The 25,800-nt window shown below is 63.5% G+C and carries 25 protein-coding genes and 1 tRNA gene; 19 read left to right on the top strand and 7 right to left on the bottom strand.

Annotation, left to right across the window (positions count from 1 at the left end; translation table 11 throughout):
* Positions 1-18: 18 nt before the first annotated feature.
* On the bottom strand, positions 19-531 hold the full coding sequence (locus B5V02_RS35785; RefSeq protein WP_111548675.1) for a DUF1579 domain-containing protein: 513 nt from the start codon (positions 529-531) through the stop codon (positions 19-21).
* 176 nt (positions 532-707) lie between these two features.
* Here B5V02_RS35785 and B5V02_RS40945 point away from each other — a divergent pair, with 176 nt between their 5' ends.
* From B5V02_RS40945 to B5V02_RS35795, 3 genes are all read left to right on the top strand, one after another.
* Entirely contained in the window at positions 708-863 is a 156-nt protein-coding gene (locus tag B5V02_RS40945; protein ID WP_167392101.1) for a hypothetical protein, read from the top strand.
* A 3-nt stretch (positions 864-866) separates the two neighbouring features.
* A complete protein-coding gene (locus B5V02_RS35790) occupies positions 867-1,121 on the top strand; it encodes a DUF1127 domain-containing protein (protein ID WP_111548676.1) in 255 nt (84 codons plus the stop codon).
* A 209-nt stretch (positions 1,122-1,330) separates the two neighbouring features.
* Positions 1,331-2,161, top strand: a complete 831-nt coding sequence (locus B5V02_RS35795; RefSeq protein WP_111548677.1) for a helix-turn-helix domain-containing protein — start codon at positions 1,331-1,333, stop codon at positions 2,159-2,161.
* 2 nt (positions 2,162-2,163) lie between these two features.
* Here B5V02_RS35795 and hisN read toward each other — a convergent pair whose 3' ends face one another.
* On the bottom strand, positions 2,164-2,937 hold the full coding sequence (gene hisN, locus B5V02_RS35800) for a histidinol-phosphatase (protein WP_111548945.1): 774 nt from the start codon (positions 2,935-2,937) through the stop codon (positions 2,164-2,166).
* A 372-nt stretch (positions 2,938-3,309) separates the two neighbouring features.
* Positions 3,310-4,251: an N-formylglutamate amidohydrolase gene (locus tag B5V02_RS35805; RefSeq protein ID WP_111548678.1), complete on the bottom strand. Its 942-nt coding sequence runs from the start codon at positions 4,249-4,251 to the stop codon at positions 3,310-3,312.
* A 162-nt stretch (positions 4,252-4,413) separates the two neighbouring features.
* Between B5V02_RS35805 and cpdR the strand changes: the two genes are divergently transcribed.
* The gene (cpdR, locus tag B5V02_RS35810) at positions 4,414-4,776 is read left to right on the top strand and encodes a cell cycle two-component system response regulator CpdR (protein WP_010911372.1); all 363 of its coding nucleotides are present in this window, start codon (positions 4,414-4,416) and stop codon (positions 4,774-4,776) included.
* Positions 4,777-4,893: 117 nt separating this feature from the next.
* A tRNA-Val gene (locus B5V02_RS35815) sits at positions 4,894-4,968 on the top strand.
* A 21-nt stretch (positions 4,969-4,989) separates the two neighbouring features.
* Here the strand turns inward: B5V02_RS35815 and B5V02_RS35820 are convergent.
* Positions 4,990-6,144: a dihydrodipicolinate synthase family protein gene (locus tag B5V02_RS35820; protein WP_111548679.1), complete on the bottom strand. Its 1,155-nt coding sequence runs from the start codon at positions 6,142-6,144 to the stop codon at positions 4,990-4,992.
* A 240-nt stretch (positions 6,145-6,384) separates the two neighbouring features.
* Here B5V02_RS35820 and B5V02_RS35825 point away from each other — a divergent pair, with 240 nt between their 5' ends.
* The 14 genes from B5V02_RS35825 to B5V02_RS35890 all read left to right on the top strand — a co-directional run bounded on the left by B5V02_RS35825 (position 6,385) and on the right by B5V02_RS35890 (position 22,317).
* Positions 6,385-7,443, top strand: a complete 1,059-nt coding sequence (locus B5V02_RS35825; RefSeq protein ID WP_111548680.1) for a LacI family DNA-binding transcriptional regulator — start codon at positions 6,385-6,387, stop codon at positions 7,441-7,443.
* Positions 7,440-8,456, top strand: a complete 1,017-nt coding sequence (locus tag B5V02_RS35830; protein ID WP_111548681.1) for a Gfo/Idh/MocA family protein — start codon at positions 7,440-7,442, stop codon at positions 8,454-8,456. The genes B5V02_RS35825 and B5V02_RS35830 overlap by 4 nt, the downstream gene beginning before the upstream one ends.
* On the top strand, positions 8,453-10,054 hold the full coding sequence (locus B5V02_RS35835) for an acyl CoA:acetate/3-ketoacid CoA transferase (protein WP_111548682.1): 1,602 nt from the start codon (positions 8,453-8,455) through the stop codon (positions 10,052-10,054). Before B5V02_RS35830 ends, B5V02_RS35835 begins: the two co-directional genes overlap by 4 nt.
* The gene (locus B5V02_RS35840) at positions 10,047-10,823 is read left to right on the top strand and encodes an enoyl-CoA hydratase/isomerase family protein (RefSeq protein WP_111548946.1); all 777 of its coding nucleotides are present in this window, start codon (positions 10,047-10,049) and stop codon (positions 10,821-10,823) included. The genes B5V02_RS35835 and B5V02_RS35840 overlap by 8 nt, the downstream gene beginning before the upstream one ends.
* A gap of 15 nt (positions 10,824-10,838) precedes the next feature.
* Positions 10,839-12,350: an aldehyde dehydrogenase family protein gene (locus B5V02_RS35845; protein ID WP_111548683.1), complete on the top strand. Its 1,512-nt coding sequence runs from the start codon at positions 10,839-10,841 to the stop codon at positions 12,348-12,350.
* Positions 12,351-12,409: 59 nt separating this feature from the next.
* Positions 12,410-13,663 carry an ABC transporter substrate-binding protein gene (locus B5V02_RS35850; protein ID WP_111548684.1) on the top strand — a complete coding sequence of 418 codons (1,254 nt, stop codon included), beginning with the start codon at positions 12,410-12,412 and terminating at the stop codon, positions 13,661-13,663.
* A gap of 90 nt (positions 13,664-13,753) precedes the next feature.
* Positions 13,754-14,710: a carbohydrate ABC transporter permease gene (locus B5V02_RS35855; protein WP_111548685.1), complete on the top strand. Its 957-nt coding sequence runs from the start codon at positions 13,754-13,756 to the stop codon at positions 14,708-14,710.
* Positions 14,707-15,651, top strand: coding sequence for a carbohydrate ABC transporter permease (locus B5V02_RS35860; protein WP_111548686.1), 945 nt, complete (start codon positions 14,707-14,709; stop codon positions 15,649-15,651). The genes B5V02_RS35855 and B5V02_RS35860 overlap by 4 nt, the downstream gene beginning before the upstream one ends.
* 4 nt (positions 15,652-15,655) lie before the next feature.
* Positions 15,656-16,771 (top strand): ABC transporter ATP-binding protein, encoded by a 1,116-nt coding sequence (locus B5V02_RS35865; protein WP_111548687.1) that lies wholly within the window; start codon positions 15,656-15,658, stop codon positions 16,769-16,771.
* A gap of 5 nt (positions 16,772-16,776) precedes the next feature.
* Positions 16,777-18,279: a GMC oxidoreductase gene (locus B5V02_RS35870; protein ID WP_111548688.1), complete on the top strand. Its 1,503-nt coding sequence runs from the start codon at positions 16,777-16,779 to the stop codon at positions 18,277-18,279.
* Entirely contained in the window at positions 18,276-19,037 is a 762-nt protein-coding gene (locus tag B5V02_RS35875; RefSeq protein WP_111548689.1) for a 3-ketoacyl-ACP reductase, read from the top strand. The genes B5V02_RS35870 and B5V02_RS35875 overlap by 4 nt, the downstream gene beginning before the upstream one ends.
* 13 nt (positions 19,038-19,050) lie before the next feature.
* Positions 19,051-20,679, top strand: a complete 1,629-nt coding sequence (locus B5V02_RS35880; protein ID WP_111548690.1) for a GMC family oxidoreductase — start codon at positions 19,051-19,053, stop codon at positions 20,677-20,679.
* Positions 20,680-20,692: 13 nt separating this feature from the next.
* Positions 20,693-21,010, top strand: coding sequence for a Dabb family protein (locus B5V02_RS35885; protein WP_111548947.1), 318 nt, complete (start codon positions 20,693-20,695; stop codon positions 21,008-21,010).
* Positions 21,011-21,099: 89 nt separating this feature from the next.
* On the top strand, positions 21,100-22,317 hold the full coding sequence (locus tag B5V02_RS35890) for an MFS transporter (RefSeq protein WP_167458805.1): 1,218 nt from the start codon (positions 21,100-21,102) through the stop codon (positions 22,315-22,317).
* A 64-nt stretch (positions 22,318-22,381) separates the two neighbouring features.
* Here B5V02_RS35890 and B5V02_RS35895 read toward each other — a convergent pair whose 3' ends face one another.
* From B5V02_RS35895 to B5V02_RS35905, 3 genes are all read right to left on the bottom strand, one after another.
* Positions 22,382-23,227, bottom strand: coding sequence for an EamA family transporter (locus tag B5V02_RS35895; protein WP_111548692.1), 846 nt, complete (start codon positions 23,225-23,227; stop codon positions 22,382-22,384).
* 7 nt (positions 23,228-23,234) lie between these two features.
* A complete protein-coding gene (locus tag B5V02_RS35900; RefSeq protein WP_111548693.1) occupies positions 23,235-24,146 on the bottom strand; it encodes an endonuclease/exonuclease/phosphatase family protein in 912 nt (303 codons plus the stop codon).
* A 99-nt stretch (positions 24,147-24,245) separates the two neighbouring features.
* The gene (locus tag B5V02_RS35905; protein ID WP_111548694.1) at positions 24,246-25,799 is read right to left on the bottom strand and encodes a cation:proton antiporter; all 1,554 of its coding nucleotides are present in this window, start codon (positions 25,797-25,799) and stop codon (positions 24,246-24,248) included.
* Position 25,800: the final 1 nt, after the last annotated feature.

Raw genomic sequence — 25,800 nt, forward strand, 5'->3', positions numbered from 1 at the left:
CGGACGCCGATCATCGGCTCATGCCTGGCGGGCGAACTCCATGACCCAGTTGGTCTCCCAGCTCATGCCGCCATCGGGCGAAAAGGCCTGCTCCCAGCGCGCCGAATTCTCCATGATCCTTGACCAGAGGAAACGAACCTGGATCGGCCGGCCGTCGAAGACATCGTCACACAGGAACGTGCCGACACCGTCTGTGAACGCGCCGCGCACCGGCACATCGATGGTCGACGGGTTGCGACCGTCGATCCACCAGATCGACCATTGCCGTGTCACTGCATCGAAGGTCCGCACCGTGGCGGCGCGATAGGCGCCGCCCGGCAGTTCGATCACATTGTCGTCGACATTGCCGAGACCGCCGAGCAGCGGGCGCACCTCGCATATGCCGCCGAATTCGTCCCAATTGTCGTCGCCTGCCAGGCGCTTTTGCAGCCTTCGATGACTGACATCCCAGCTGCCGAAGAAGAAATCGAAATCGCTGCGGCCGTCCGCCGGACTGTCATTGGCGTGGCTGGCTGTTGATTGTGTCGGCATGTCTGGTCCTCCCTCTGGAAAGGCCCTTCCGTAGTCCGTCCCTACTGACACCCTATTGTCAGTAGGGATGGGCCGGCTGCGCCCGCGGCACGCAAAGTGCTAAAGATTCTGACAGCCCGCGCCGTCCCGGAATGCTCATCTGCCCGCGTCGAACTGAACGCCATGGAGATGAGATCATGACCGAGAAAACCTGCGCCGCCTGCGATTGCCAGCTGGACGCCAACCCGATCCGCGTCAAGGTCGGCGGCAAGACCGTCGAAGTCTGCTGCGAGGAATGCGCGCAAGCGCTGAACGAAGCCGGCGCCTCGGCAGCCGGCACCAGGGAGGACTGAGCGATGCGCCCCGATCATACAGCGGCGACGCAATGCCTGGCCGGCACCGTGCCGACGCAGGCGCCGACAATCCGCACCGTGACCATCCGCCAGACTTTGTACGCACAATTCATAGCGACGGCTGGCTGGATCAGCTGTCAGATGGAGAGGCGCCGAAGCCGGCGCGCTTTGCTCGAGATGACCGACGACCAGCTCAAGGACATCGGTCTGTCGCGCGGCGAAGCCTATTCCGAATCCACGCGCCGGTTGTGGGATTAATGCATGTCGCCCAAAAGTGGTCCCGGCTTTGGGGCAACGACATGCATGAGACAAAGACTTAAAGCGCGTCGCCTGAATCCGTTTCAACGCGACGCGCTTTAAGGAGCGGCCTGCCTGGAAGTCTCCTGACAGGAATGGGCGGGCCGATTGCGTAGAGTGCCGATTGCAATGCCGGACCCCATGGTCCGGCGCAAGGGAACGCAACGGCCATGTCGCAATTCACCGTCCAGCCGCTTCTCGACACCGGCACTGTCAGGGTGCGGGACGTCATCTGCAGTGGCGAATGCCGGCACAGGAGCGAAGAAGAGTGCACGACGGCGACGCATCTTGTGTTTCCGTATCGCGGCGTCTTCGTGCGTCATGTCGGCCGCAACGACGCCGTCGCCGAAGCCAACCAACTGCTGTTCTTCAACGAGGCGGAAACCTATCAGATCAGCCACCCCGTCGAGGGCGGCGATGCCTGCCTCGATCTCGTCGTCGAGGAGGCTCAGCTGCTGGAGCTGGTGCCGAAGGAACAATTGCGCGCCGGCGCCACCCCGGCGTTTCGTCGCCAACGCCGGCGCATCGACCCGCGAGCGCAGGCTTTGGTGGCTTTGCTGCGCCACAGCCTGAGCCGCAACGTCGCCGAAACGCTCGAGGCCGAAACCCTGGCGCTGACGCTGGTGCGGCGCTCGCTCGGCGAGCGGACCTCGCACGTCGCCGGCGCCAGCCCAGGGCGACAGAAACTGGTCGACCGCGCCAAGCTCGTTTTGTCCTCTGATCTGTCCCGGCGCTGGACGCTGGCCGAAATTGCCGCCGAGGTCGGCGTCTCGCCGGTCTACCTGACGCAAGTGTTCCAGCAGGTCGAGGCCATGCCGCTCTATCGCTACCACCTGCGCCTGCGGCTGGCGCGTGCGCTCGACCTGCTTGGCCGCTACGACAATCTGACGACGCTGGGCATGGACCTTGGCTTCTCCAGCCACAGCCATTTCAGCTCCGCGTTCAGGCAGGTTTACGGCCGCACGCCGGCGGAATTCCAGCGCTCGATCAAGCCGCGCTGATATTAGCCGCGTAGCGCTGCCATGGCGGCCGCATGAAGCTCCGGCGTCGCCGCTGCCACCACGTCGCCGCCCTTCTCCGCCGGCCCGCCTTCGAATGTGGTAACCACACCGCCGGCCTTTTCGATGATCGGGATCAGCGCCACGATGTCGTAAGGCTTCAATCCGGGATCGGCGACGATGTCGACGCTTCCCGACGCGATCATGGCGAAGGCGTAGCAATCGGCGCCGTAGCGGGCGAGTTGGACTTGCTTCTCTAACTGGTCGTAACGCTCGCGCGCCGCGCCCTTGAACAGCGCCGGCGTGGTGGTGAACAGCGTCGCCTCGGCGAGCTTCGTCGTCTTGCGGGTTGTCAGCTTGCGCGGGCCGCCCGGCCCCTCATAGTGCGAGCCCGAGGCGTTGGCGTAGTAAAGCTCGCCGGTGAACGGCTGCGACATCATGCCGGCAACCGCGTCGCCATCGACCGTCAGCCCGACCAGCGTCCCCCACACCGGCAGGCCGGAGATGTAGGCGCGCGTGCCGTCGATGGGGTCGATCACCCAAACATGCCGGCTTGAAATGTTTTCGCTGCCATGCTCCTCGCCCAGAATGCCATGGTCGGGATATTGCGCTGATATCAGCGCCCGGATGGCGCGTTCAGCCTCGCGATCGGCTTCGGTGACCGGGTCGAAACTGCCCTTTTCCTTGTTGGCGACGGCGCCCTCGCTGCGGAAGCGCGGCAAGGTTTGCGCCGCTGCCGCCTGCGCGATGCGGCGCATGAAATCGATGCTGATATCCAACTGATTCTCCCGCATTGCAGCATGCCCGAGCCGGTGCTCTGCCGCCAATTTCCAGCCAAAACAAGGGTGTTCGACGATTTCTCCGCTGCAGCAGCTGTTGCCCGGATGTCACACAAGCGTCACCGAAACGCAATTTCCACATCAGAGTGAATTAAAAAAGCCTGAAGGTCGCTTGACATTTGTGCAGCGCACAATACCCTCGACCTCGGACAGGTTTTCCTGTCCATGCCCTCCTTGGGCGTTTCCTCCCTAGACTTCGACCGTATCGTGCAAACGATGCGGTCTTTTTTTACGCCGAAAATCCTGATGCATGTCGCCCAAAAGTGTGTAGCGGTTTTGGGACAACGACATGCGTAAAAACAAGACTGGATTTCACTCCGCCGCCAGCGGCAGGTCGATGAAATGATGGTCGGGCATCGCCATCAGATCCGCCGAAAATCGCGTCAGGTCGTCGGCCAGCGCGTCGAAGCCAGTGGCCTTCTCGAATGTCCGCTCGTTCATGTAGAGCCCGCGATTGACCTCGATCTGCAGCGCATGCAGATGGCGCGCTGGGCGGCCATAGTGCTCGGTGATGAATCCGCCGGCATAGGGCTTGTTGTGGGCGACGGTGTAGCCCATCGCGGTGAGCAGGCCAATCGCGGTCTCGGTCAAGGCCGCGGTGGCCGAGATGCCGAAACGGTCACCAATGATGAAGTCGGGCCGCAGGCCGTTTTCGCCGACACGAATGCTTGCCGGCATCGAATGACAGTCGATCAGAACGGCAAAGCTGAAACGCGCATGGGTTCTGGTCAAAAGCCGTTTCAGCGTCTCGTGATAGGGCTTGTAGACGGCCTCGATGCGGGCGATCGCTTCAGCCAGCGGCAACCGGCCGGAATAGATATCGAGCCCCTCGCCGACCAGCTTGGGAACCGTGCCAAGCCCGCCGGCCACCCGCGCCGAGCGGATGTTGCAGAAGGACGGCACCGGCTCGGCGAACATGCGCGGATCGAGTTCCCACGGCTCACGATTGACGTCGAGATAGGCGCGCGGGAAATTCGCCGCCAGCATCGGCGCGCCCAGCGCGACGGCGCCGCCGAACAGCTCGTCGACGTAGCAGTCTTCCGAGCGGCGGATGGCGTTGCGGTCCAGCCTTGCCATGGCAAGGAAGCGCTCCGGATAGTAGCGGCCGCTATGCGGCGAGTTGAAGAGGAAGGGGACGCGCTGCTCGGCGCCCGACCGGATTTCGAAGGGTGGAAAGACCGAAAAATCCTCGGCTGCCGTCTTCAATTTGAACGAACCCGAAAACACCAGTGCATCATGATGTGAAAGTGCCACCTTGCTGGTCGCGTGTCCAGCATTTCAGCGGCCACACCGCCGGGCAAATATGGATCATCCCCGTTCTCGTTCACTTGATGTTTACCCTCACCTCCTCATATACAGGATGGTTAACGGGCTTGCCCAACGGCAATCTCGGGCGGGTGATTCGGACGGGATATCATGGCACGCATTCTTCTGGCGGAAGACGACGACGATATGCGTCGGTTCCTCGTCAAGGCGCTGGAGCGCGCCGGGTACCAGGTCAGCGATTTCGACAATGGCGCCAGCGCCTACGAGCGGCTGCGCGAGGAACCGTTCTCGCTACTTCTGACCGACATCGTCATGCCGGAGATGGACGGCATTGAATTGGCGCGCCGCGCCACCGAGATCGATCCCGACCTCAAGGTCATGTTCATCACCGGTTTCGCCGCCGTTGCGCTGAACCCGGATTCCAAGGCGCCGAAAGACGCCAAGGTGCTGTCGAAGCCGTTCCACCTGCGCGACCTCGTCAACGAGGTCGAAAAGATGCTGCACGCGGCCTGAGCCGCTTTCTGGGCAAGGCGTCAGTGCCTTGTCGCCGCTGCGGCGAGACGACGCCTTCTTTCCTTTTTCCTGCTATTGACGCGCTGGATCAAAAATGGTGTATGCGCGGCTTCGGATGGGCGTGTAGCTCAGCGGGAGAGCACTGCATTGACATTGCAGGGGTCACAGGTTCAATCCCTGTCACGCCCACCATCCAGACCAAACGATCAGATTTTAAACGCCTGCGACGGCGCAGAGGCTCCTCATCCTGGCAACCGCCAGTTCCGGATCGGCCAGCAATCCGGCCTGGTCGGCGAGGCGGAAGACATCGGCATAGTGGCGGATGCCGCGTGCTGACTGCATGCCGCCGACCATCGAAAAATGGTCCTGATGGCCGTTCAGCCAGGCCATGAAGACGATGCCGGCCTTGTAATATTCCGTAGGCGCCTCGAAGATTTTTCGCGATAGCGGCACGGTCGGCGCCATCAGCGTGTCATAACCGGCGCGGTCGCCGTCCGCCAGTTTTGCCAGTGCCGCGTTGGCGACCGGCGCGATCGCGTCGAAAATGCCGAGCAGCGCATGCGAGTGTTTCCTGCTGTCGCCCGCGATCAGTTCGGGATAATTGAAGTCGTCGCCGGTGAACATGACGACGCCGTCCGGCAGCCGGTTTCTGAGCGCGACCTCCTTGCCGGCATCGAGCAGTGAGATCTTTATCCCTTCCACCTTGCCCGCATGACGTTCGATGATTGCGACGACGGTGTCCAGCGTGGCCTCGAAATCGTTGCTGCCCCAATAGCCCTTCAGTGCCGGGTCGAACATGTCGCCCAGCCAGTGCAGTATGACCTTGCCGGACGCCTGGCTCAGGATGCGGTCGTAGACACGTGCATAGTCGTCCGGGCCCTTGGCGACCGCCGCCAGCGCGCGGCTGGCCATCATGATCGCCTTGCCGCCCTGTCCTTCTATGAAAGCGAATTGCTGCTCGTAGGCGGCGATGACATCGTCGAGCGTCCTGGCGGCGCTTGGCGCCAGATGGTCTGTGCCGGCACCCGAAGCGAGATCGGCGCCTTCGACGGTGCGCGCTTCCGCGATTGAGCGGCGGATCAATTCCTGCGCATTTGTCCAGTCGAACCCCATGCCGCGCTGCGACGTGTCCATCGCCTCGGCGATGCGGAAGCCGAGCCGCCACAGATGATGACGGAATGCCATCGTCCTATCCCAGTCGACCACCGGCTTCGACCACGGATCGGTCATCGCAAGCGGATCGGCAACGACATGGGCTGCGGCATAGGCGATACGCGAAAACCGTGCGCCGATCACCGGCTGCACCGGCTGGCCGACCAGCGCGTAGCGGGTGCTGCGGCCACCCTCACCAGGCAAGGCAATATCCATCGATCTCTCCCTATCGCCGTGCCTATAAATGGAACGTTCCAATAAATCAAGAAGCTTTAAGATTCAGGGTTCATTCACAGGCAAATGCTGCGACGCAGCACAAGAGCCTGTAGAACAGCCCGATTACCCCTGTCTGATCAATTTTTCGAATCTGAAAAGACCCCAATTGACTCTGGACGGGAGTAGAGATTAGAACGTTCCAATAGATTTGACCTAGAAAAACCGGGAGGACGCATCTGGATGGCCAGTCGGGCCAAGGCAACGATATTCGACATTGCCCGCGAGGCAGGCGTGTCCAAATCGACGGTGTCGCTCGTGCTTCAGGGCAGTGGGCTGATCCGGCCTGAGACCGCGGTCAAGGTTCGCAAGGCGATCGAGGATGTCGGTTACGTCTACAACCGTGGCGCCGCCAATCTGCGCAAGGCGCACTCCAACGTCATCGGCATGGTCATCAACGATCTCACCAATCCCTTCTTCGCCGAACTGGCGGTCGGTATGGAGCGCGTCTTCCAGTCGGCCGGCATCGTGCCTTTCATCGCCAACACGGCGGAAAATCCGGTGCGCCAGGAAGAGGTGCTGAAATCGTTGATGGAGCAAGGCGTCGCCGGCCTCATTGTGTCGCCGGCGCGCGGCACCACGCCGGGCGCTTTCCGTCGGCTGGAGATGGCGGGCGTTCCGGTCGTCTTCGCCATGCGCCGGCTGCCTGAAAGCCGCATTCCGGTGATCACGCCCGACAATCATCGCGGCGCCTACCTTGCGGCCGCCCATCTCATTGGCAAGGGCCATCGCCGCCTTGCCTTCTTTGGCGGTTCGTCCGATCTCGTGGTCTATCATGAACGCCTTGGCGGCTTTCGCGAAGCCTGCGAAACGCTTGGCATCGCTGCCCGCGACGTGCTCCTCGTCGAGGGCGAGACCAGCCGCAGAGGTGGCATGGCGTGCCTGGAAACCGCTCTGTCGATGCCCGAACCGCCGACCGCGGCCTTGTGCTTCAACGACGCGGTCGCCTTTGGCGTCATGCTGGCACTGCGCAAGCACGGGCTTGAGCCTGGCGCGGATTTCGCCGTCGTCGGCTTCGACGATGTGGTGGAGGCCGAGCATTATATACCGGCCTTGACCAGCGTTTCGGTGGACACGGCTGGGCTCGGCGAACGTGCCGCCCATGTCATGCTGAAAATGATCCAGTCGCGCACCACGCGGGCCGAAGATCATATCGGCGCGGTCAATCTGGTGGTCAGGGAAAGCTGCGGCCCGGATCGTCGCGCCCGAAACAGGCCCGCAGGAATGGGGGACGCGGCATGAGCGTCAGATGGGGCTTGATCGGCGCCAGCACGATCGCCAGACAGTTCATGATCAACGCCATCCGCGCGCAAGGCGATGGCGAGATCGTTGCGGTGATGAGTTCCAGCCCCGAGCGCGCCACGGACTATGCCAGGGAAAACAACATTCCGCTGGCTGTTTCGACGCTTGACGCTGTGCTCAGCACCGACATCGACGCGGTCTACATCTCGACCACCAATGAACTGCATCTCGAGCAGGCCCTGGCCGCCGCCAAGGCGGGAAAGCACGTGCTGTGCGAAAAGCCGCTGGCGCTGACCAGCGCCGACGCGCGCACAATGGTCGCCGCGGCAAAAGCCGCCGGCATCGTGCTCGGCACCAATCACCATCTGCGCAACGCCGGCGCGCACCGCGCCATGCGCGAGGCCATCGCGGCCGGCCGTATCGGCAAGCCGATCGCCGCGTGCGTCTTCCATGCCGTCTACCTGCCGGAGAACCTGCAGGGCTGGCGCATCACCAAGCCGGAAGCGGGCGGCGGCGTGGTGCTCGACATCACCGTGCATGATGCCGACACGCTGCGCTTCGTGCTCGGCGACGATCCGGTCGAAGTCTCGGCCTTCACCCAGTCGGCCGGCATGGCCGGCAGCGGGCTGGAAGATGGGGCTATGTGCATCTGGCGCTTCAAGTCTTGCCTCATCGCCCAGTCGCATGAAGGCTTCACCACCAAATTCGCCGACACCGGTTTCGAGGTGCATGGCTCGGAGGGCTCGCTGATCGCCAGGAATGTGATGACGCAGAAGCCGATCGGCTCGGTGACGCTACGCACAGCCAAGGGCGAAGAGGACCTTCGCTTCGACCGCGAGGACCTCTATGCTAGGTCGCTGCGTCAGTTCCATGCCGCGATCCGCGGCGAAGGCCAACCTTCCGCCACCGGCGAGGACGGCATCTGGTCGCTCGCTGCAGCCGAAGCGGCCCTGCAATCGGCAAGCTCCGGCAAGGCCGTCAAGATCGACCCGAAACTCGGGAGCATGAATTGAGCAAGGTCGTTTCAGCCGCTGAAGCCGCAGGCCTGATCAGGGACGGCATGGTCGTATCCGTGTCGTCGTCAAGCGGTCTCGGCTGCCCGGACGCGGTGATGGCCGCCATTGGCGAGCGCTTCGACAGTGAAGGCCATCCGAAGGATATCACCACGCTGCACCCGATCGCCGCCGGCGACATGTATGGCATCAAGGGCATCGACCATCTGGCCAAACCCGGCCTGTTGAAGCGCACTTTGTGCGGCTCCTATCCGTCCGGCCCCTCCTCCTCCGAGCCGCCGCAGATCTGGAAGATGATCGGCGACAATTCGGTCGCCGCCTACAATGTGCCGTCCGGCATCCTGTTCGACATGCACCGCGAGGCCGCCGCCAAGCGGCCGGGCGTGCTGACCAAGGTCGGTCTCGACACCTTCGCCGACCCCCGCCACCAGGGTTGCGCCATGAACGCGGCCGCCAGCGAGCCGATCGTTTCGGTGCAGCAGTTCGACGGCGAGGAATGGCTCTATTTTCGCTCGATCGTGCCGCATGTCTCGATCATCCGCGCCACCACGGCCGACGAGCGTGGCAACCTCACCTATGAGCATGAGGGCGCCTATCTCGGCGGGCTCGAACAGGCGCTCGCCGCCCGCAACAATGGCGGCGTCGTCATTGCCCAGGTCAAGCGCGTCGTCGAGAATGGCACGCTGAAACCGCACGACGTGCGCGTGCCCGGCGTGCTGGTCGACCACATTGTCGTCGCGCCCGACCAGTTGCAGACGACGCTGACGCCCTACGATCCGGCAATCTCGGGCGAGATCTTCCGGCCGCTGTCGAGCTTCCGCAACGCCGAAATGAACGTCCAGAAGGTGATTGCGCGCCGCGTTGCCATGGAGCTTCGCGACGGCATGGCCGTCAACATCGGCTTCGGCATCTCGGCCAATGTGCCGCGCATCCTTCTCGAGGAAGGCCAGCACGGCAAGGTCACCTGGGTGATCGAACAGGGCGCCGTCGGCGGCGTGCCGCTGCTCGACTTCAAGTTCGGCTGCGCCTCCAACGCCGAGGCGATCATGCCCTCGCCGCACCAGTTCATCTATTTCCAGGCCGGCGGCTTTGACGCTTCGCTGCTGTCCTTCCTGCAGATCGACCGCCACGGTTCGGTCAACGTCTCCAAACTGTCTGCACGGCCGCATGTCACCGCCGGTGCCGGTGGCTTTGTCGACATCACCGCGCGGGCGAAGAAGATCGTCTTCTCCGGTTTCTTCAATGCCGGGGCAAAACTCTCATTGGCTGATGGCGGCATCCACATCGACCAGGAGGGCAAGGTCAAGAAGGTGGTCAACGAGGTCGAGCACATCTCCTTCTCGGGCAAGCGCGCGGTCGCACAGGGACAGGACATCACCTACGTCACCGAGCGCTGCGTGATGAAGCTGACGCCCGAAGGTCTGGTTGTCACCGAAATCGCACCCGGCGTCGACCTGCAGCGCGATGTGCTGGCCCAGGCCGAGATTCCGCTCGGTATCGCCAAGGACCTCAAGACGACACCGGAAGCTCTCTACCAGGATCGGTTGATCGGCCTGACGCTGAATGGCGGCGCCTCGCTTGGAGGCGCGCATGACTGAGCGCCTCGTCACCTTTGAAACCGAAGGCGCCATCGGCATCGTCACCTTGCGGCGGCCGGAAAAGTTCAACGCGCTTGATATTCCGATGCTGCGCGCGGTGGAGGCAGCACTCGACGAAGCGGAGATGGCGAAAAGCGTGCGCGTCGTGCTGCTGCGCGGCGAAGGCAAGGGCTTTTGCGCCGGCGGCGATGTCGAGGCGTGGGCGCAGATGAGTGCCGCCGACTTCCAGGTGCAATGGGTGCGCTACGGCCATCGTGTCTTCGACCGGCTGGCGCGGCTGCGGCAGCCGACCATCGCCGTGCTGTCCGGCCATGCGCTGGGCGGCGGGCTGGAACTGGCCGTCGCCTGCGACTTCCGCGTGGCGGAGAAACACGTCAAGCTCGGCTTCCCCGAAACCTCGATCGGCGTCGTCCCGGGCTGGTCCGGCACCCAGCGCGCGGTGCGCCGCTTCGGTGCGCAGACGGTGCGGCGCATGGCGCTGGGCGGCGAGATTCTGCTCGCTCCCGAAGCGCTGGCGCTTGGCGTGGTCGACCGGGTGGTCGAAACCGGCAGCGGCCTGACCGAAGCCAAGGCCTGGGCCGGAAAAATCGCCGAGCGCGGCCCGCTGGCGACAGAGGCCGCCAAATTGATGATCGCGGTGGCCGAAGGTGAGGAAAGTGCTGCCGCGACGGAAGCGCTGGCCAGCGGCTTTATCGCCCTGACCGGCGATCTCAAGGCCGGCGTCGACGCTTTCAAGGCCAAACAGAAACCAGCATTTTCACGATCCTGAGGATTCCGAAGTCAGATGAACGCCCCTCTCAACATCATCATGCCCGCCGAGGCATCCGCAGCGCCAGGAACCTATCGGCTGCTGATCGACGGCAAGCATGTCGATGCGCGCGATGGCCGCACGCTGGAGCGCAAGAGCCCAGGCCACGGCTTCACCGTCTCGCATTATGCACAGGCCGGCGAAGCCGAAGTGGAAGCCGCGGTGCAGGCTGCGCACAAGGCGTTCGAGACCGGCCCATGGCCGCGCATGAAGGCGGCCGAGCGCGCCGCGATCCTGCTCAAAACGGCCGATCTGATCGACGCACGGCTGGAAGGCATCGCACGGCTCGATGCGCTGGAATCGGGCAAGCCGATCGCCCAGGCACGCGGCGAAATCGGTGGTGCGGTCGATATCTGGCGCTACGCCGCATCGCTCGCCCGCACGCTGCACGGCGAATCCTACGCCAATCTCGGCGACGCCATGCTGGGTGTCGTGCTGCGCGAGCCGATCGGCGTCGTCTCGATCATCACGCCGTGGAATTTCCCCTTCCTGATCGTCAGCCAGAAACTGCCTTTCGCGCTTGCCGCCGGCTGCACGGCCGTGGTCAAGCCGAGCGAAATGACCTCGGCCTCGACCTTTGTTCTTGGTGACATCCTGATGCAGGCCGGCCTGCCCACCGGCGTCGTCAACATCCTCGCCGGCCTTGGCGCCGATGTCGGCGCGCCGATGGTCAGCCATCCCCTGGTCGAGATGGTCTCGTTCACCGGCTCCACCCGCGTCGGCAAGATGACCATGGCCTCTGCCGCGCAGTCGCTGAAGAAAGTCTCGATGGAACTTGGCGGCAAGAACGGCCAGATCGTCTTTCCGGATGCAGACCTCGAAGCAGCCGCCGACGCGGCGGTGTTTGGCGGCTTCTTCAATGCCGGCGAATGCTGCAATGCCGGCAGCCGCCTGATCGTGCACGAGGCGATCGCCGATGATTTTCTCGGCGCGGTCAAGGCGCTCACCGCCAGGGTGGCGGTCGGCGATCCGCTTGATGACAACACCAAGGTCGGCGCGATGATCTCGTCGGACCATCTGACCAAGGTGACCGGTTACGTCACGGCAGCGGCAAGCAACGGCAGCAGCGTCTACAGCGGCGGCAAGCAGTTGGCCTCGAATGCCGGCCAGTACCTCGATCCCACCATCATCCGCGGCGTCACCGAGGACATGGCCATCGCCCGCGAGGAAGTGTTCGGGCCGGTGCTCTCGGTGCTGACTTTTGAATCGATTGAAAAGGCGTTGCGCATCGCCAACAACACGCCTTATGGTTTGTCGGCGGGCGTATGGAGCGCCAGCATCGACACCTGCATGTCGGTGGCGCGGAGTGTGCGTTCGGGAACCGTCTGGGTAAACACGTTCATGGAAGGTTATCCCGAGCTGCCATTCGGAGGCTACAAGCAGTCCGGTCTCGGACGCGAACTCGGCAAACGCGCCGTCGAGGATTATACCGAAGAAAAGACAATCCAGTTTCATCGCGGCCAGCGCACCGGATGGTGGGTCGGCTGAGTTGAGAAGAACCCGGCGGGCATCCGCCGGTCGTGTAGATGCAACAAGGGAGGAAGTACATGTTGCGCAAACTTCTTATCGGAACGGCTCTCGCATCGGGCCTTGCTTTCGCGGCCCATGCCGAGGACGTCAAGGAAGTCCAGATGCTGCATTGGTGGACGTCGGGCGGCGAAGCGGCTGCCCTCAACGTGCTCAAGCAGGACCTTGCCAAGGAAGGCTATGCCTGGAAGGACGTGCCGGTGGCCGGCGGTGGCGGTGACCCCGCAATGGTTGCGCTGAAGGCAATGGTGGCTGCAGGCAATCCGCCGACGGCTTCTCAGATGCTCGGCTACACCGCGCTCGACTATGCGGCGGCCGGCAAGATGGGCGATATCACCGCCATCGCCGTCAAGGAGGGCTGGGACAAGGTTGTTCCCGCGGCGCTGCAGAAGTTTACCGTCTATGAAGGCAAATGGGTCGCGGTGCCCGTCAACGTCCATTCGGTCAACTGGTTGTGGATCAACAAGGCGGTGATGGACAAGATCGGCGGCACCGAGCCCAAGACCTTCGACGACCTTATTGCGCTGCTCGATAAGGCCAAGGCGGCCGGCGTCATTCCGCTCGCCCTGGGTGGCCAGAACTGGCAGGAAGCCACCATGTTCGACTCGGTCGTGCTGTCGACCGGCGGACCTGAGTTCTACAAGAAGGCCTTCAACGACCTCGACGACGCATCGCTGAAGTCCGACACGATGAAGAAGTCGTTCGACAACCTCGCCAAGCTCGTCACCTATGTCGACCCGAACTTCTCGGGCCGCGACTGGAACCTCGCCACCGCCATGGTCATCAAGGGGGACGCACTGGTTCAGGTCATGGGCGATTGGGCCAAGGGCGAGTTCCACGCCGCCAACAAGACCCCGGGTACCGATTTCCTGTGCTACCGCTTCCCGGGCACCGACGGCAGCGTCGTCTACAATTCCGACGTGTTCGGCATGTTCGACGTATCTGACGACCGCAAGGCCGCCCAAGCCGCACTTGCCACCGCCACTTTGTCGAAGAGCTTCCAGTCGGCCTTCAACGTCGTCAAGGGCTCGGTTCCGGCCCGCACCGACGTTCCGGACACCGACTTCGACGCCTGCGGCAAGAAGGGCATCGCCGACCTTAAGGCCGCCAACGAGAAGGGCACGTTGTTCGGTTCGCTGGCCCAGGGCTATGGCGCCCCGCCCGCGATCGCCAATGCCTACAAGGATGTCGTGACCAAGTTCGTCCACGGCCAGATCAAGACCTCGGACGAGGCCGTGACCGAGCTGGTTAAGGCGATCGACGACGCCAGGTAAGCGCCACACACCAAAAACGCCTTCCCCGCCCCGGCGGGGAAGGCTCCGATCCGCGAACCTGGTTGGCCTCGCGTCGACGGGAGGAGCCTTATGAGCACGGTAGCGACAAGCCAGATCAAGCTGACGCCGGAGCACGCCCGTCCCCGCGCCTCGGTGCGCTCGCGCCTGCAGGATGCCCTGCCGAAGATCGTGCTGGCGCCGAGCTTCGCCATCACCATCGTCTTCGTCTACGGCTTCATCCTGTGGACGATCTATCTGTCCTTCACCAATTCCAAGACCTTCCCATCCTATGTCATCACCGGCTCGCGCGCCTATCAGCGCCTGTGGGGCTGGACCTTCGACACCGACCCGCCATCGAGCTGGTACACGTCGATCACCAACATGGGCATTTTCGGCTTTCTCTACATCTTCATCTGCCTGGCGCTCGGCCTGTTCCTGGCCATCCTGCTCGACCAGAAGATCCGCGGCGAAGGTGTGCTGCGGCCGATCTATCTCTATCCGATGGCGCTGTCCTTCATCGTCACCGGTGTCGCCTGGAAATGGTTCCTCGATCCGGGCCTCGGCCTTGAGCAGACCTTGCATCAATGGGGCTGGACGAGCTTCCATTTCGACTGGATCAAGAACAAGGACTTCGTCATCTACACGGTGGTCATCGCCGGCGTCTGGCAGGCCTCCGGCTTCATCATGGCGATGTTTCTGGCCGGCTTGCGCGGCATCGACGGCGAGATCATGAAGGCGGCGCAGATCGATGGTGCCACCACCTTCCAGCTCTATCGGCGCATCGTCATCCCGCTGCTGCGGCCGATCTTCCTGTCGGCCTTCATCGTGCTCGCGCACCTTGCCATCAAATCGTATGACTTGGTTGTCGCGCTGACCAGCGGCGGCCCCGGCGGCTCGGCCTGGCTGCCGTCGAACTTCATGTATGAGTACACCTTCAAGCGCAACGAGATGGCTGTCGGCTCGGCCAGTGCCGTGATCATGCTGATGACCATCGTCGCCATCATCGTGCCCTATCTCTATTCGGAACTGCGGGAGAAGCCGCAATGAGCGCCGTTGCCACTCCTGTCCGCCAGACCGCCGGCGGCGTCAACGTCAAGACCATCAACCGCATCGTCATCTACGGGCTGCTGGCGCTGTTTGCGCTGTTCTACCTGATGCCGCTGTTCGTCATGCTGGTCACCTCGTTCAAGACCATGGAGGAGATCCAGAACGGCAACATGCTGGCGCTGCCACAAGCGCCGACCTTCGAGCCTTGGATCAAGGCGTGGAGCGAAGTTTGCTCGGGCCTGACCTGCGTCGGCATGAAGGGCTATTTCTGGAACTCGATCAAGATGGTGGTTCCGGCAGTCATCATCTCGACCCTGCTCGGCGCGCTCAACGGCTATGTGCTGACGAAATGGCGCTTTCGTGGGGCGACGCTGGTGTTCGGGCTGATGCTGTTTGCCTGCTTCATCCCGTTCCAGTCGGTGCTCTTGCCGATGGCGACGATCCTCGGCAGCCTCGGCCGGTTCGGCGTTAAGCTGCAGAACGCGACCGGTTTCACCTTCGGCTTCGGCAATCCGACCGTGAACCTGGTGTTCGTTCACGTCGTCTACGGCATCGGTTTCACCACCCTGTTTTTCCGCAATTATTACGAAGCGTTTCCGAACGAACTGGTTAAGGCGGCGCAGATCGACGGGGCAAGCTTCTTCCAGATCTTCCGGCGCATCATGCTGCCCAACTCGTTGCCGATCATCGTGGTGACGGTGATCTACCAGTTCACCAACATCTGGAACGACTTCCTGTTCGCCTCCGCCTATGCCGGTTCCGGCGACGTGATGCCGATGACGGTAGCACTCAACAATGTCGTCAACACCTCGACGGGCGTCGTCGAATACAACGTCAATATGGCGGCCGCGATGATCGCCGCACTCCCAACCCTTCTCGTCTATGTGCTCGCCGGCCGCTATTTTGTGCGCGGCCTGATGGCCGGCGCCGTCAAAGGATAATCTGATGGCTTTTCTGGAAATTGATGGTCTGAGAAAGCGCTTCGGCCAGGTCGAGATCCTCAAGGGGATCGATGTCGAACTCGATAAGGGCGGCTTCCTGGTGCTGGTCGGCCCGTCCGGCTGCGGCAAGTCGACTTTGCTCAACACCATCGCCGGCCTCGAGACGATCACTTCGGGCGAAATTCGCGTCGAGGGACGCACCATCAACGACCTGCATCCGTCGAAGCGCGACATCGCCATGGTGTTCCAGAGCTATGCGCTCTACCCGAACATGACGGTGGCCGGGAACATCTCCTTTGGCATGGAGATGCGCGGCGTGCCGGCGGCAGAGCGCCAGAAGGCGATCGACAAGGTGGCCAAGGTGCTGCAGATCGGCCACCTCCTGCAGCGCAAGCCAAGCCAGCTGTCCGGCGGCCAGCGCCAGCGCGTCGCCATGGGCCGGGCGCTGGTGCGCGACCCAAAACTGTTCCTGTTCGACGAGCCTTTGTCCAACCTCGACGCCAAGCTGCGCGTCGACATGCGCATCGAGATCAAGCGCCTGCACGCCACCACCGGCACCACCATCGTCTACGTCACCCACGACCAGATCGAGGCGATGACGCTTGCGACCAAGATCGCCGTCATGCGCGACGGCGAGGTGCAGCAGTTCGGCACCCCGGCCGAGATCTACAACAACCCGACCAACCTCTTCGTCGCCGACTTCATGGGTTCGCCGGCGATGAACCTGATCCCGGCGACGATCGGCACCAACGGCAACGCGCTGTCCGTCGTACTGCAGCGCGAGGCGCGCGAGCCGATCTCGCTGCCGATGGCCAACGCACCGGCGGGCCTGTCGGCATTCCAGGGCAAGCCGATCATCTTCGGTGTTCGCCCCGAAGCGCTGACCGATCCGGAAGGCGCCGAGCGCAATGCGTCGAACATAGCCACCGCCGACTGCTTTATCGAGGTGGTGGAGCCGGCAGGCTCCGACACCTTCGCCGTCACCAATCTCGGCGGCAAAGGCGTGGTGGCGCGGCTGCGCGCCGACGCCAACATCCAGCCCGGCACCAACACGTCGCTCGCCTTCAACCTGACCAAGGCGGTGTTCTTCGATCCGGCGACCGAAAACCGCATTCTCTGACCGAGATGGCAAATCCCGATATCGTCATCATCGGCTCCGGCATCGGCGGCGCCACGATCGCCTCCGGCCTTGCCGGCAGCGGTGCCTCGATCCTGATGCTGGAGCGCGGCGAACCGTTGCCGGCAACGCCGCATGCGCGCGACACGCGGTCCATCTTCGTCGACGGCCACTACCGGCCGAAGGAGATGTGGCGCGAAGCCGGCGGTGCGGCCTTCAACCCCGGCAACTACTACTACGTCGGCGGCAATTCGAAATTCTATGGCGCGGTGCTGATCCGCTACCGCAGGGAAGACTTTTCGGCCATGGAGCATTTCGGCGGCGTGTCGCCGGCCTGGCCGTTTTCCTACGAAGAATTCGAGCCCTGGTATTCGAAGGCCGAGCAACTGTTTCGCGTGCGCGGCACACTGGGCGAGGATCCGACCGAGCCATTCCACTCGATCCCCTACGCCTTCAAGCCGGTACCGGACGAGGCGCCGATCGCGCGCGCCCGCGCCGAACTCAAGGGCCTCGGCCTGCATCCGGCCTCGCTGCCGCTCGGCGTCGACATCGACACCTGGCTGAAGGATGGCAAGACCGGCTGGGATGCTTTCCCGAACACCGGGCAAGGCAAGGTAGACGCGCAAACAGGACCGCTGACGGCTGCCCTCACCGACCAGAACATCCGGCTCGAAACCGGCGCCTATGTCGAATATCTCGAAGCCTCGGCCGACGGCAAAACCATCGTCGCAGTTCATTACCGCCAGAATGGCGCGTTGAAAAAACTGACGCCGAAGCTGGTCATCCTCTCCGCCGGCGCGATCAATTCCGCCGTCATCCTGCTGCGCTCGCCTTCTCCCGACGGCAAGGGCCTTGCCAACCGCTCCGACCAGGTCGGCCGCAATTTCATGAACCACAATTCCAGCGCCATGCTGGCAATCGATCCGCGCCGCCGGAACGATGCCGTCTACCAGAAGACGCTGATGCTGAACGATTATTATCTGTCCGACGGCAAGGGCGGCAAGCCGCTCGGTAACGTCCAGCTTCTCGGCAAGATCGACGGCAACATCCTCAGCGCCAATGTAAAGTTCGCGCCGAAATTCGCGCTCGATTTCATGGCCGGCCATGCTGTCGACTGGTATCTGATGTGCGAGGATCTGCCCGATCCCGAAAGCCGCATCATGGTCGACGGCAAGGACATCGTCATGCAATGGCGGCGCTCCAACATGCAGTCGCTGGACGGGCTGACCAAGGTGATGCGCGAAAACTTCCGCGCCTGCGGTTACCCGATCGTGCTGTCGCGCCCCTTCGACAAGCGCACGCCGTCGCACCAGTGCGGCACGGTCAAGATGGGTGACGATCCGGCGACCGCGCCGCTCGACCCGTTCTGCCGGTCCTTCGATCATCAGAATCTGTTCGTTGTCGATGGCGGCTTCCTGCCGAACTCGGCCGCCGTTAATCCGGCGCTATCGATCGCCGCACAAGCGCTGCGTGTCGCCGACCATATTCGCAAGACCGAGCTTTCCACATGACCCGTCCTGCAGCCATCGTCACCGGCGGCGCGCGCGGCATTGGACTTGCCTGCGCCCGGGCGCTTGCCGATGCCGGCTTCGATATTCTGGTCGCCGACCTTGCCGAAAAACCCGCTGACGGGTTAGCCAAAGACATCGCCAAGCACGGCGCGAAGTTCGCTTATGTCAGCTGCGACATCGCCGATCTTGCCAGTCACACCACACTCGTCGACGCGGCGATGCGCGCCTTCGGCCGCATCGACTGCCTGGTCAACAATGCCGGCGTCGGCGCCGTCGTGCGCGGCGATCTCCTGGAGCTGAAGCCGGAGAACTTCGACCGGGCGCTCAACGTCAATCTGCGCGGCACCGTGTTTCTCAGCCAGGCCATCGCCAAGGCGATGCTGGCCTCACCGGGCGATCACCCGAAATCGATCATCACCATCACCTCGGTCAGTGCCGAAATGGCGTCGCCGGAACGGCCGGACTACTGCATCTCGAAAGCCGGGCTGTCGATGTGGGTGAAGACCCTGGCGCTCAGGCTCGCCGCCGAAGACATCGCTGTGTTCGAGGTGCGGCCGGGCATCATCCGCACCGATATGACATCAGGCGTCACCGCCAAATACGGCGCCTTGATCGACGGCGGGCTGGTGCCGGCAAAGCGCTGGGGCGAAGCGTCGGACATCGGTGCCGTGGTGGCGACGCTCGCCGGCGGCAAGCTCGGCTTTTCGACCGGCTCGATCATCAATGTCGACGGCGCGCTCTCCGTGCCGCGGCTGTAAGGTGGATAGTGTCATGACCGACTACATCATCGTGGGCGCCGGCCCCGCCGGCTGCGTTCTGGCCAACCGGCTGAGCGAGGATCCGACGCATCAGGTGCTGCTGCTGGAAGCCGGCGGCAAGGACTGGCATCCCTATATCCACATGCCGGCGGGCTTTGCCAAGATGACCAAGGGCATTGCTTCCTGGGGCTGGTCGACGGTGCCGCAGAAGCACATGAAGGACCGCGTCTTCTGGTACACGCAGGCCAAGGTGGTCGGCGGCGGTTCTTCCATCAACGCCCAGATCTACACGCGCGGCAATGCCCGCGACTACGACGCCTGGGAGAAGGAAGAGGGTCTCGCCGGCTGGGGCTACCGCGACGTGCTGCCCTATTTCAAACGCGCCGAGAACAACCAGCGCTACGCCAACGACTTTCATGGCGACCAGGGCCCGCTCGGTGTGTCGAACCCGATTTCGCCGCTGCCGATCTGCGAAGCCTATTTCCGCGCCGGCCAGGAGATGGGCATTCCGTTCAACCCGGATTTCAACGGCGCCAGCCAGGAAGGCGTCGGCTACTACCAATTGACCCAGAAGGATGCCCGCCGTTCATCCGCTTCGGTCGCCTACCTCAGACCGATCCGCGCCCGCAAGAACCTCACCGTCAGGACCGACGTGCTGGTGACGCGCATTGTCGTCGAGAAAGGCCGCGCCATCGGCGTCGAAATCGTTGACAGGCCGGGCGGCGAGAAGAAAATCCTCCGCGCCGGGCGCGAGGTGATCATCGCCTCCGGCGCCATCGGCTCGCCGAAGCTGTTGATGCAGTCGGGCATCGGTCCTGCCGACCATCTGAAGGCGGTTGGCGTCACGCCGGTGCATGACCTGCCCGGTGTCGGCTCCAACATGCAGGACCATCTTGATCTGTTCGTCATCGCCGAATGCACCGGCGACCACACTTACGACAACTACGCCAAGCTGCACCGCACGGCCTGGGCCGGCCTGCAGTACCTGCTCCTCAAGAAGGGACCGGTGGCCTCCAGCCTATTCGAGACCGGCGGCTTCTGGTACGCCGACCCGACCGCCGCCTCGCCCGACATCCAGTTCCATCTCGGCCTCGGCTCCGGCATCGAGGCCGGCGTCGAGAAGCTGAACAACCCGGGCGTCACCCTGAACTCGGCCTTCCTGCGGCCGCGCTCGCGCGGCACGGTGCGGCTGAAGAGCGCCGACCCGGCCGACCACCCACTGATCGATCCGAACTACTGGTCCGATCCCTACGACCGCGCCATGTCGATCAAGGGGCTGAGGCTGGCGCGCGAAATCATGCGGCAGAAGGCGCTTCAGCCCTACGTGCTGCGCGAAGTGTTGCCCGGCCCGTCGCTCGCCAGCGACGACGAGCTGTTCGACTATGCCTGCCGCAGCTCCAAGACCGACCATCATCCCGTCGGCACCTGCCGCATGGGCCATGACGACATGGCGGTGGTCACACCCGATCTGCGGCTGCGCGGCATCGAAGGCCTGCGGGTCTGCGACGCCTCGGTGATGCCGCGTGTGCCCTCCTCCAACACCAATGCGCCGACCATCATGGTCGGCGAGAAGGGTGCCGACCTGATCCTTGGCCGCGAGCCGCTGCCGCCGGCGGTGTTTTCCGGAAACCGTGCAGCTTGAAGGGACCCTGAAGATGATCCGGCACTGTGTTTTCGCAAGGTTTCGCAATGATGTTTCCGCTGCCGAGCGTGCGGCGATCCATGCCGACCTCGAGGCGCTGCGACAGGTGATCGACGGCATGGACACCGTCAAATTCAGCGCCAATGTCAGCCCGGAGCCGTTCGCGCGCGGCTTCACGCACGGCTTCACCATCGATTTCCGCGATGCCGCCGCCCGCGACGCCTATCTGGTGCATGAAGCCCATCAGCGCGCCGGCGCCCGGCTGGTTGCAGCCCTCGAAGGCGGCACCGACGGGTTGATGGTCTTCGATCTCGACCTTACGAAAAAGTGACCGCCGGTTTTTCGAAAGCCGGCTGATGGCTGTTCTCTTTTGCGAACCGGGCGACATATCGTTGCCCGGGGATGGCAAAGGAGCACGTCTTGAACCTCAACGCCCAACAGAAGAAAACCGTCCTGGCCTCATTCCTGGGGTGGACGCTCGATGCCTTTGATTTCTTCCTTCTGACATTCCTGCTCACGGATATTGCGACCGAATTCCAGACCGATGTCCCGGCAGTCTCGAAGGCGCTGTTCCTGACCTTGGCGACGCGCTTCATCGGCGCATTCTTCTTCGGCATGCTTGCCGACAAATACGGGCGCAAACCCATCCTCATGCTCAACATCGTCAGCTATTCGGTGATCGGCGCCTTGGCCGCCTTTTCGCCCAATCTCGGGATCTTCCTGGCGCTGCGCGCCCTGTTCGGCATCGCCATGGGCGGCGAATGGGGGCTCGGCAGTTCGCTCGCCATGGAGTCCATCCCGCCCAGCGCGCGCGGCATGGTTTCGGGCATCCTGCAATGCGGTTACCCGGCCGGCTACCTCCTGGCAGCGGTGGTCTATGGCCTGCTCTATCAACAAACGATCGGCGGCTACACGATCGGCTGGCGCGCCATGTTCCTGCTCAGCTTCGTGCCGGCACTGATCGTGCTCTTCATCCGCTCGCATGTGCCGGAATCGCCGGCTTTCGTCGAAGCGCAGAAGACCGCCAGACCGGGTCTTTTGGAGACGTTGCAGAAGCATTGGGGTGTTGCGCTTTATGCCGTCGTGCTGATGATGTTCTTCAATTTCTTCAGCCATGGCACGCAGGACCTCTACCCGACCTTCCTCAAGAAGCAGCACGGCTTCGATCCCCATACGGTGAGCTGGATCACCATCGTTGCCAATATCGGCGCCATCGGCGGTGGCCTGGCGTTCGGTGCGCTGTCGGAGAAGATCGGCCGCGTCAACGCCATCACCCTGGCGTGCCTGATCGCCTTGCCATCCATTCCGCTGTGGGCCTACAGCACCACGCCTTTCATGCTCGCCATCGGCGCCTTCGTCATGCAGGTCGCGGTCCAGGGCGCCTGGGGTGTCATCCCGGTACACCTCAACGAGCTTTCACCCGGGTCGGTGCGCGCGACCTTGCCCGGCTTCATCTATCAGGCCGGCAATCTCGCCGCCTCCTACGGCGGCCCTTACCAGGCAGGCATCGCGGAAAGGGTCGGGGGCAGCTATGGCTACGCGCTGGCGCTTTTTGCCGGCGTGGTCGCCGTCTGCATCATCGTCGTCATCCGCTTCAGTCCAGAAAGACGCGGCCAAGTGATGACGGTGCTGGGCTGAAAGATCTGGCTGGTTTTTCACGCATGATCTTTGCCGAAAAGTCTGCAACTTTTCGGGATCATGCTCAGCCCAGCCTGAGCGCGACGACACCGGCGACAATGCTGAGCGCGGCGGCACCGCGCCAGCCCGTCATCTTCTCGCCGAGCGCGAACACCGAGATCATCATGGCGAACAGGATCGAGGTTTCGCGCAGCGACGCCACCGAAGCGATCGGCGCCTTGGTCATCGCCCACATCACGATCCAGTAGGCTGCACCGCTGAGCACGCCGGTGAACAGGCCCACCTTCCAGTCACGCGCCAGCACCGGCAGCGCCTTCGGCCCACGGAAGATGAGGCATAGCACCAGCGCGCCAAGCGCATCGCAGATGAACAGCCAGGCGGCATAGCTCTGCGCCGTGGCGGCCAGTCGCGCGCCGCTGCCGTCGGACAGCGTGTAACTGGCGATGAAGATCGAGGTGCCCAGCGCGAAACCGACCGCACGCAGGTTCAGCTTTTCCAGATGCGCACCGCCGCGAAACGACATCACCAGCGTGCCGGTCGACAACAGAAAAATGCCCAGAATGGCAAGCGGCGCTGGCACCTCGGCGACCACGAACATACCGCCAAGGGCTGCCAGCAGAGGCGCTGTGCCGCGCGCCAGCGGATAGGTCTGGGCGAAATCGCCGGCCTTATAGGCGCCGATCAGGAAGGTCCGGTAGCCCATGTGGAAGAGCACCGAGGCCATGATATAGGGCCACACTTCGGCTTTCGGCACCTCGACGAAGGGCAGCACCACGAGGGCAGCAGCGCCCATGCCGAGCGTCATCAGCGTGATCGACAGGAAACGGTCGAGATGGACCTTGACCAGCGCGTTCCAGATCGCGTGCATGGCGGCGGCGGCAAGCACCGCGAAGAAGACGAAGAGCGTCATATCAGGCTCATCCGCCGCGCTCCATGGCGAGCGGCGTCTTGAGATCGATGTCGATCCGCAGCGGAAAATGATCCGACGCGACCTCACCCATGTCGGCGCTGACCGAGCGCACGCGCCCCGCAAACATGCCGCCGACGAAGCAATGGTCGAGCCGGCGCTTTGCCACCTTGCCGTCGATGGTCTTCACATGGGTGTGGAAATCCGCGGGAGGCTCGCTGGCAACGGCAGCGGCATCGACGAAGCCATCGAGGTAGGCGGCGCCACGATGATAGGGCGTGCTGCCGACGATGCGGCTGTATTCGGCGCTGCCCGGCTCCATGTTGAAATCGCCCAGCCAGATCGCCGCCATTGGGTTCTCCGGCTCCGGCTCACCATTACTCCAGTTGCGGGCAGGCTCGTCATCGGCGCCGCTCCACGGCCCGCCTTCGGAAGGCGCACGGCGATGCTCGGCAAGCAGATAGTCGATCTGCTCCAGCCGCTCCTCGACCGCGATATGGGCGAGATGCAACGACAGCACCCGAACCGGGCCCGCCGGCGTGCGGATCATGCATTCGAGCGCCGCATTGCGGGTGTTGAGCGGCCGCAGCGTGCGGCGCATCGGCAGCGTATGCAGCCGCGACCAGACGATCGGTAGTTTCGACAGTACCATGGTGCCGAACTGACGGCGTCGGTTGACCAGGCGGCCGTCACGCCGCTCGCTGGCATCCATGTCGAGGGCCGGACCATAGACCCAGTGATAGTCCGGCAGCAGGCGGGAAAGCAGTTCCGGCTGGTCGTCGCAATTGCTGCGTTGCCAGTGCCGTTCGACTTCCTGCAGCGCAATGATATCGGCGCCGGCGACGATGCGGGCGGCACGCGAAAGATCGTAGCGCCCGTCGCTGCCGAACCCGTACTGGATGTTGTAGCTGACCAGCTTCATTGCTTATCCGGCTCACTTTCGATGATGGCAGTAACGGTTCGGCGATGGCCCTGCAATGGACCGCGGCGACAGCGTGGCTGGGCCAGGAGGAGACACCACCTATGTGGTGGTGAGCGGCTGGAAACTTCCAGCCGGCGATGCCGCCAATTCCGACCAGTCGATTTCCTCTTCAAGCCGGTGATAGGCCTCGTCGCCGATCGTGCCGTTGCGGCGCAGTTCCTCAAGCGTGTCACGCTGGCGGTTGATGGCATAGAGACGCAGCCGGTCATACTCCGTCGCCGCCTGCGCATTTTCCGGGTTTTCGGCGATCGTGCGCTGGGCCGTATATTGCGCGCGCACGGCAGCAGCCGCATTCGATGTCTTGCCGCTCAACACGTTGAGCGCGGCCTGCATGATGGCGACACGCGCCTGCGCCACTTCGCGATCGACTGTCGTGTCCGGATCGAAGTTGAGCAGGCGCAGCAAAGGCTTCAGCGTCATTCCTTGCAGCACCAGCGTACCGAGAACGACCGCGAAGGCGGCGAGCACGATCGGATCGCGGCCGGGAAATTCGACCGGCAAGGCAAAGGCCGCGACCAGCGTCACCAGCCCGCGCATGCCGCACCAGCCGATAAGCACGCCGCCGCGAAACGATGGCGCTTCTCGCCTTTGGTCCTCACTGCCGAAGCGGGCAAACCATCGTATGATCACGCCGTAGCCCAACACCCAGACGAGGCGCGACACGACGACGACGGCCAGCACCGTTGCGGCGAAGACGAACGCTTCGCCCTGCCCTTCCCCGGCAAGCCGGCCGACGATCGACCGTGCCTGCAGGCCCATCAGCACAAAGGCCAGCACGTTGAGCACAAAGACCGCCGACTCCCACACCGAATAGGTGCTGACGCGCCGCCTTGCCGACATGCGGCGCGGCGCCCTGCGTGCGAGGGTCATGGCATAGACGACGATGGTGATGATGGCCGAAAGGCCCAGCCTGTCGGCCAGGATCCAGACCCCGAAAGTTCCGGCGAATTGCACCACCGTGCTGCTTGCCGCATCCTCGATCCGGCTGAGCGTCAGCAGCGAAAAGCGGGCAAGCAGATAACCCGCGGCCAGGCTGCCGATCGTCGACAACAGGATCGTCGGTATGGCGTTGCTCAGCATGATCGCGCCGAGCGTTGCCGAAACCGCCAACCGGTAGATCAGGAGCGCGGTGGCATCGTTAAGCAGGCTCTCGCCCTGCAGGATGGCGGTGACGCGGTGCGGCACCTTGAACTGCCCGAGCACCGCGCTGGCCGCCACCGCGTCCGGCGGCGCGACGATGGCGCCGAGCGCTATCGCCGCGGCAATCGGCAGCCCGGCCATTTTCCAGCCGACGAAAGCAACGACCGCCGTCGTGAAGATGACGGCGCCAAGCGCCAGAGCCACGAGCGGCAGCCGGTAGCGGTTGAGATCCCGCAACGATGTGTCGTAGGCGGCATCCAGAAGCACCGGCGCAATGAACAGCGCCAGCGCCAGCTCCGGGTCGATCTCGATGGTCGGCGCGCCAGGTACGAAAGCGAGACCGGCGCCTGCCAGAGCCAGCAGCGAAGGATAAGGTATCTCCAGCCGCCGCGACAGCGCCGTCAGCGCGACGGCGGTCAAAAGCAGGATAAGGGTCAGTTCGAAAAGCGCCATA

This window comes from Mesorhizobium kowhaii (assembly GCF_003253745.1).
Lineage (GTDB): Bacteria > Pseudomonadota > Alphaproteobacteria > Rhizobiales > Rhizobiaceae > Mesorhizobium > Mesorhizobium kowhaii.

Bases quoted from the DNA above. Each gene is read 5' to 3' on its own strand.
- B5V02_RS35785 (WP_111548675.1), bottom strand. From the start codon at position 531: ATGCCGACACAATCAACAGCCAGCCACGCCAATGACAGTCCGGCGGAC.
- B5V02_RS40945 (WP_167392101.1), top strand. From the start codon at position 708: ATGACCGAGAAAACCTGCGCCGCCTGCGATTGCCAGCTGGACGCCAAC.
- B5V02_RS35790 (WP_111548676.1), top strand. From the start codon at position 867: ATGCGCCCCGATCATACAGCGGCGACGCAATGCCTGGCCGGCACCGTG.
- B5V02_RS35795 (WP_111548677.1), top strand. From the start codon at position 1,331: ATGTCGCAATTCACCGTCCAGCCGCTTCTCGACACCGGCACTGTCAGG.
- cpdR (WP_010911372.1), top strand. From the start codon at position 4,414: ATGGCACGCATTCTTCTGGCGGAAGACGACGACGATATGCGTCGGTTC.
- B5V02_RS35820 (WP_111548679.1), bottom strand. From the start codon at position 6,144: ATGGATATTGCCTTGCCTGGTGAGGGTGGCCGCAGCACCCGCTACGCG.
- B5V02_RS35825 (WP_111548680.1), top strand. From the start codon at position 6,385: ATGGCCAGTCGGGCCAAGGCAACGATATTCGACATTGCCCGCGAGGCA.
- B5V02_RS35830 (WP_111548681.1), top strand. From the start codon at position 7,440: ATGAGCGTCAGATGGGGCTTGATCGGCGCCAGCACGATCGCCAGACAG.
- B5V02_RS35840 (WP_111548946.1), top strand. From the start codon at position 10,047: ATGACTGAGCGCCTCGTCACCTTTGAAACCGAAGGCGCCATCGGCATC.
- B5V02_RS35845 (WP_111548683.1), top strand. From the start codon at position 10,839: ATGAACGCCCCTCTCAACATCATCATGCCCGCCGAGGCATCCGCAGCG.
- B5V02_RS35850 (WP_111548684.1), top strand. From the start codon at position 12,410: ATGTTGCGCAAACTTCTTATCGGAACGGCTCTCGCATCGGGCCTTGCT.
- B5V02_RS35855 (WP_111548685.1), top strand. From the start codon at position 13,754: ATGAGCACGGTAGCGACAAGCCAGATCAAGCTGACGCCGGAGCACGCC.
- B5V02_RS35860 (WP_111548686.1), top strand. From the start codon at position 14,707: ATGAGCGCCGTTGCCACTCCTGTCCGCCAGACCGCCGGCGGCGTCAAC.
- B5V02_RS35865 (WP_111548687.1), top strand. From the start codon at position 15,656: ATGGCTTTTCTGGAAATTGATGGTCTGAGAAAGCGCTTCGGCCAGGTC.
- B5V02_RS35870 (WP_111548688.1), top strand. From the start codon at position 16,777: ATGGCAAATCCCGATATCGTCATCATCGGCTCCGGCATCGGCGGCGCC.
- B5V02_RS35875 (WP_111548689.1), top strand. From the start codon at position 18,276: ATGACCCGTCCTGCAGCCATCGTCACCGGCGGCGCGCGCGGCATTGGA.
- B5V02_RS35880 (WP_111548690.1), top strand. From the start codon at position 19,051: ATGACCGACTACATCATCGTGGGCGCCGGCCCCGCCGGCTGCGTTCTG.
- B5V02_RS35885 (WP_111548947.1), top strand. From the start codon at position 20,693: ATGATCCGGCACTGTGTTTTCGCAAGGTTTCGCAATGATGTTTCCGCT.
- B5V02_RS35895 (WP_111548692.1), bottom strand. From the start codon at position 23,227: ATGACGCTCTTCGTCTTCTTCGCGGTGCTTGCCGCCGCCGCCATGCAC.
- B5V02_RS35900 (WP_111548693.1), bottom strand. From the start codon at position 24,146: ATGAAGCTGGTCAGCTACAACATCCAGTACGGGTTCGGCAGCGACGGG.
- B5V02_RS35905 (WP_111548694.1), bottom strand. From the start codon at position 25,799: ATGGCGCTTTTCGAACTGACCCTTATCCTGCTTTTGACCGCCGTCGCG.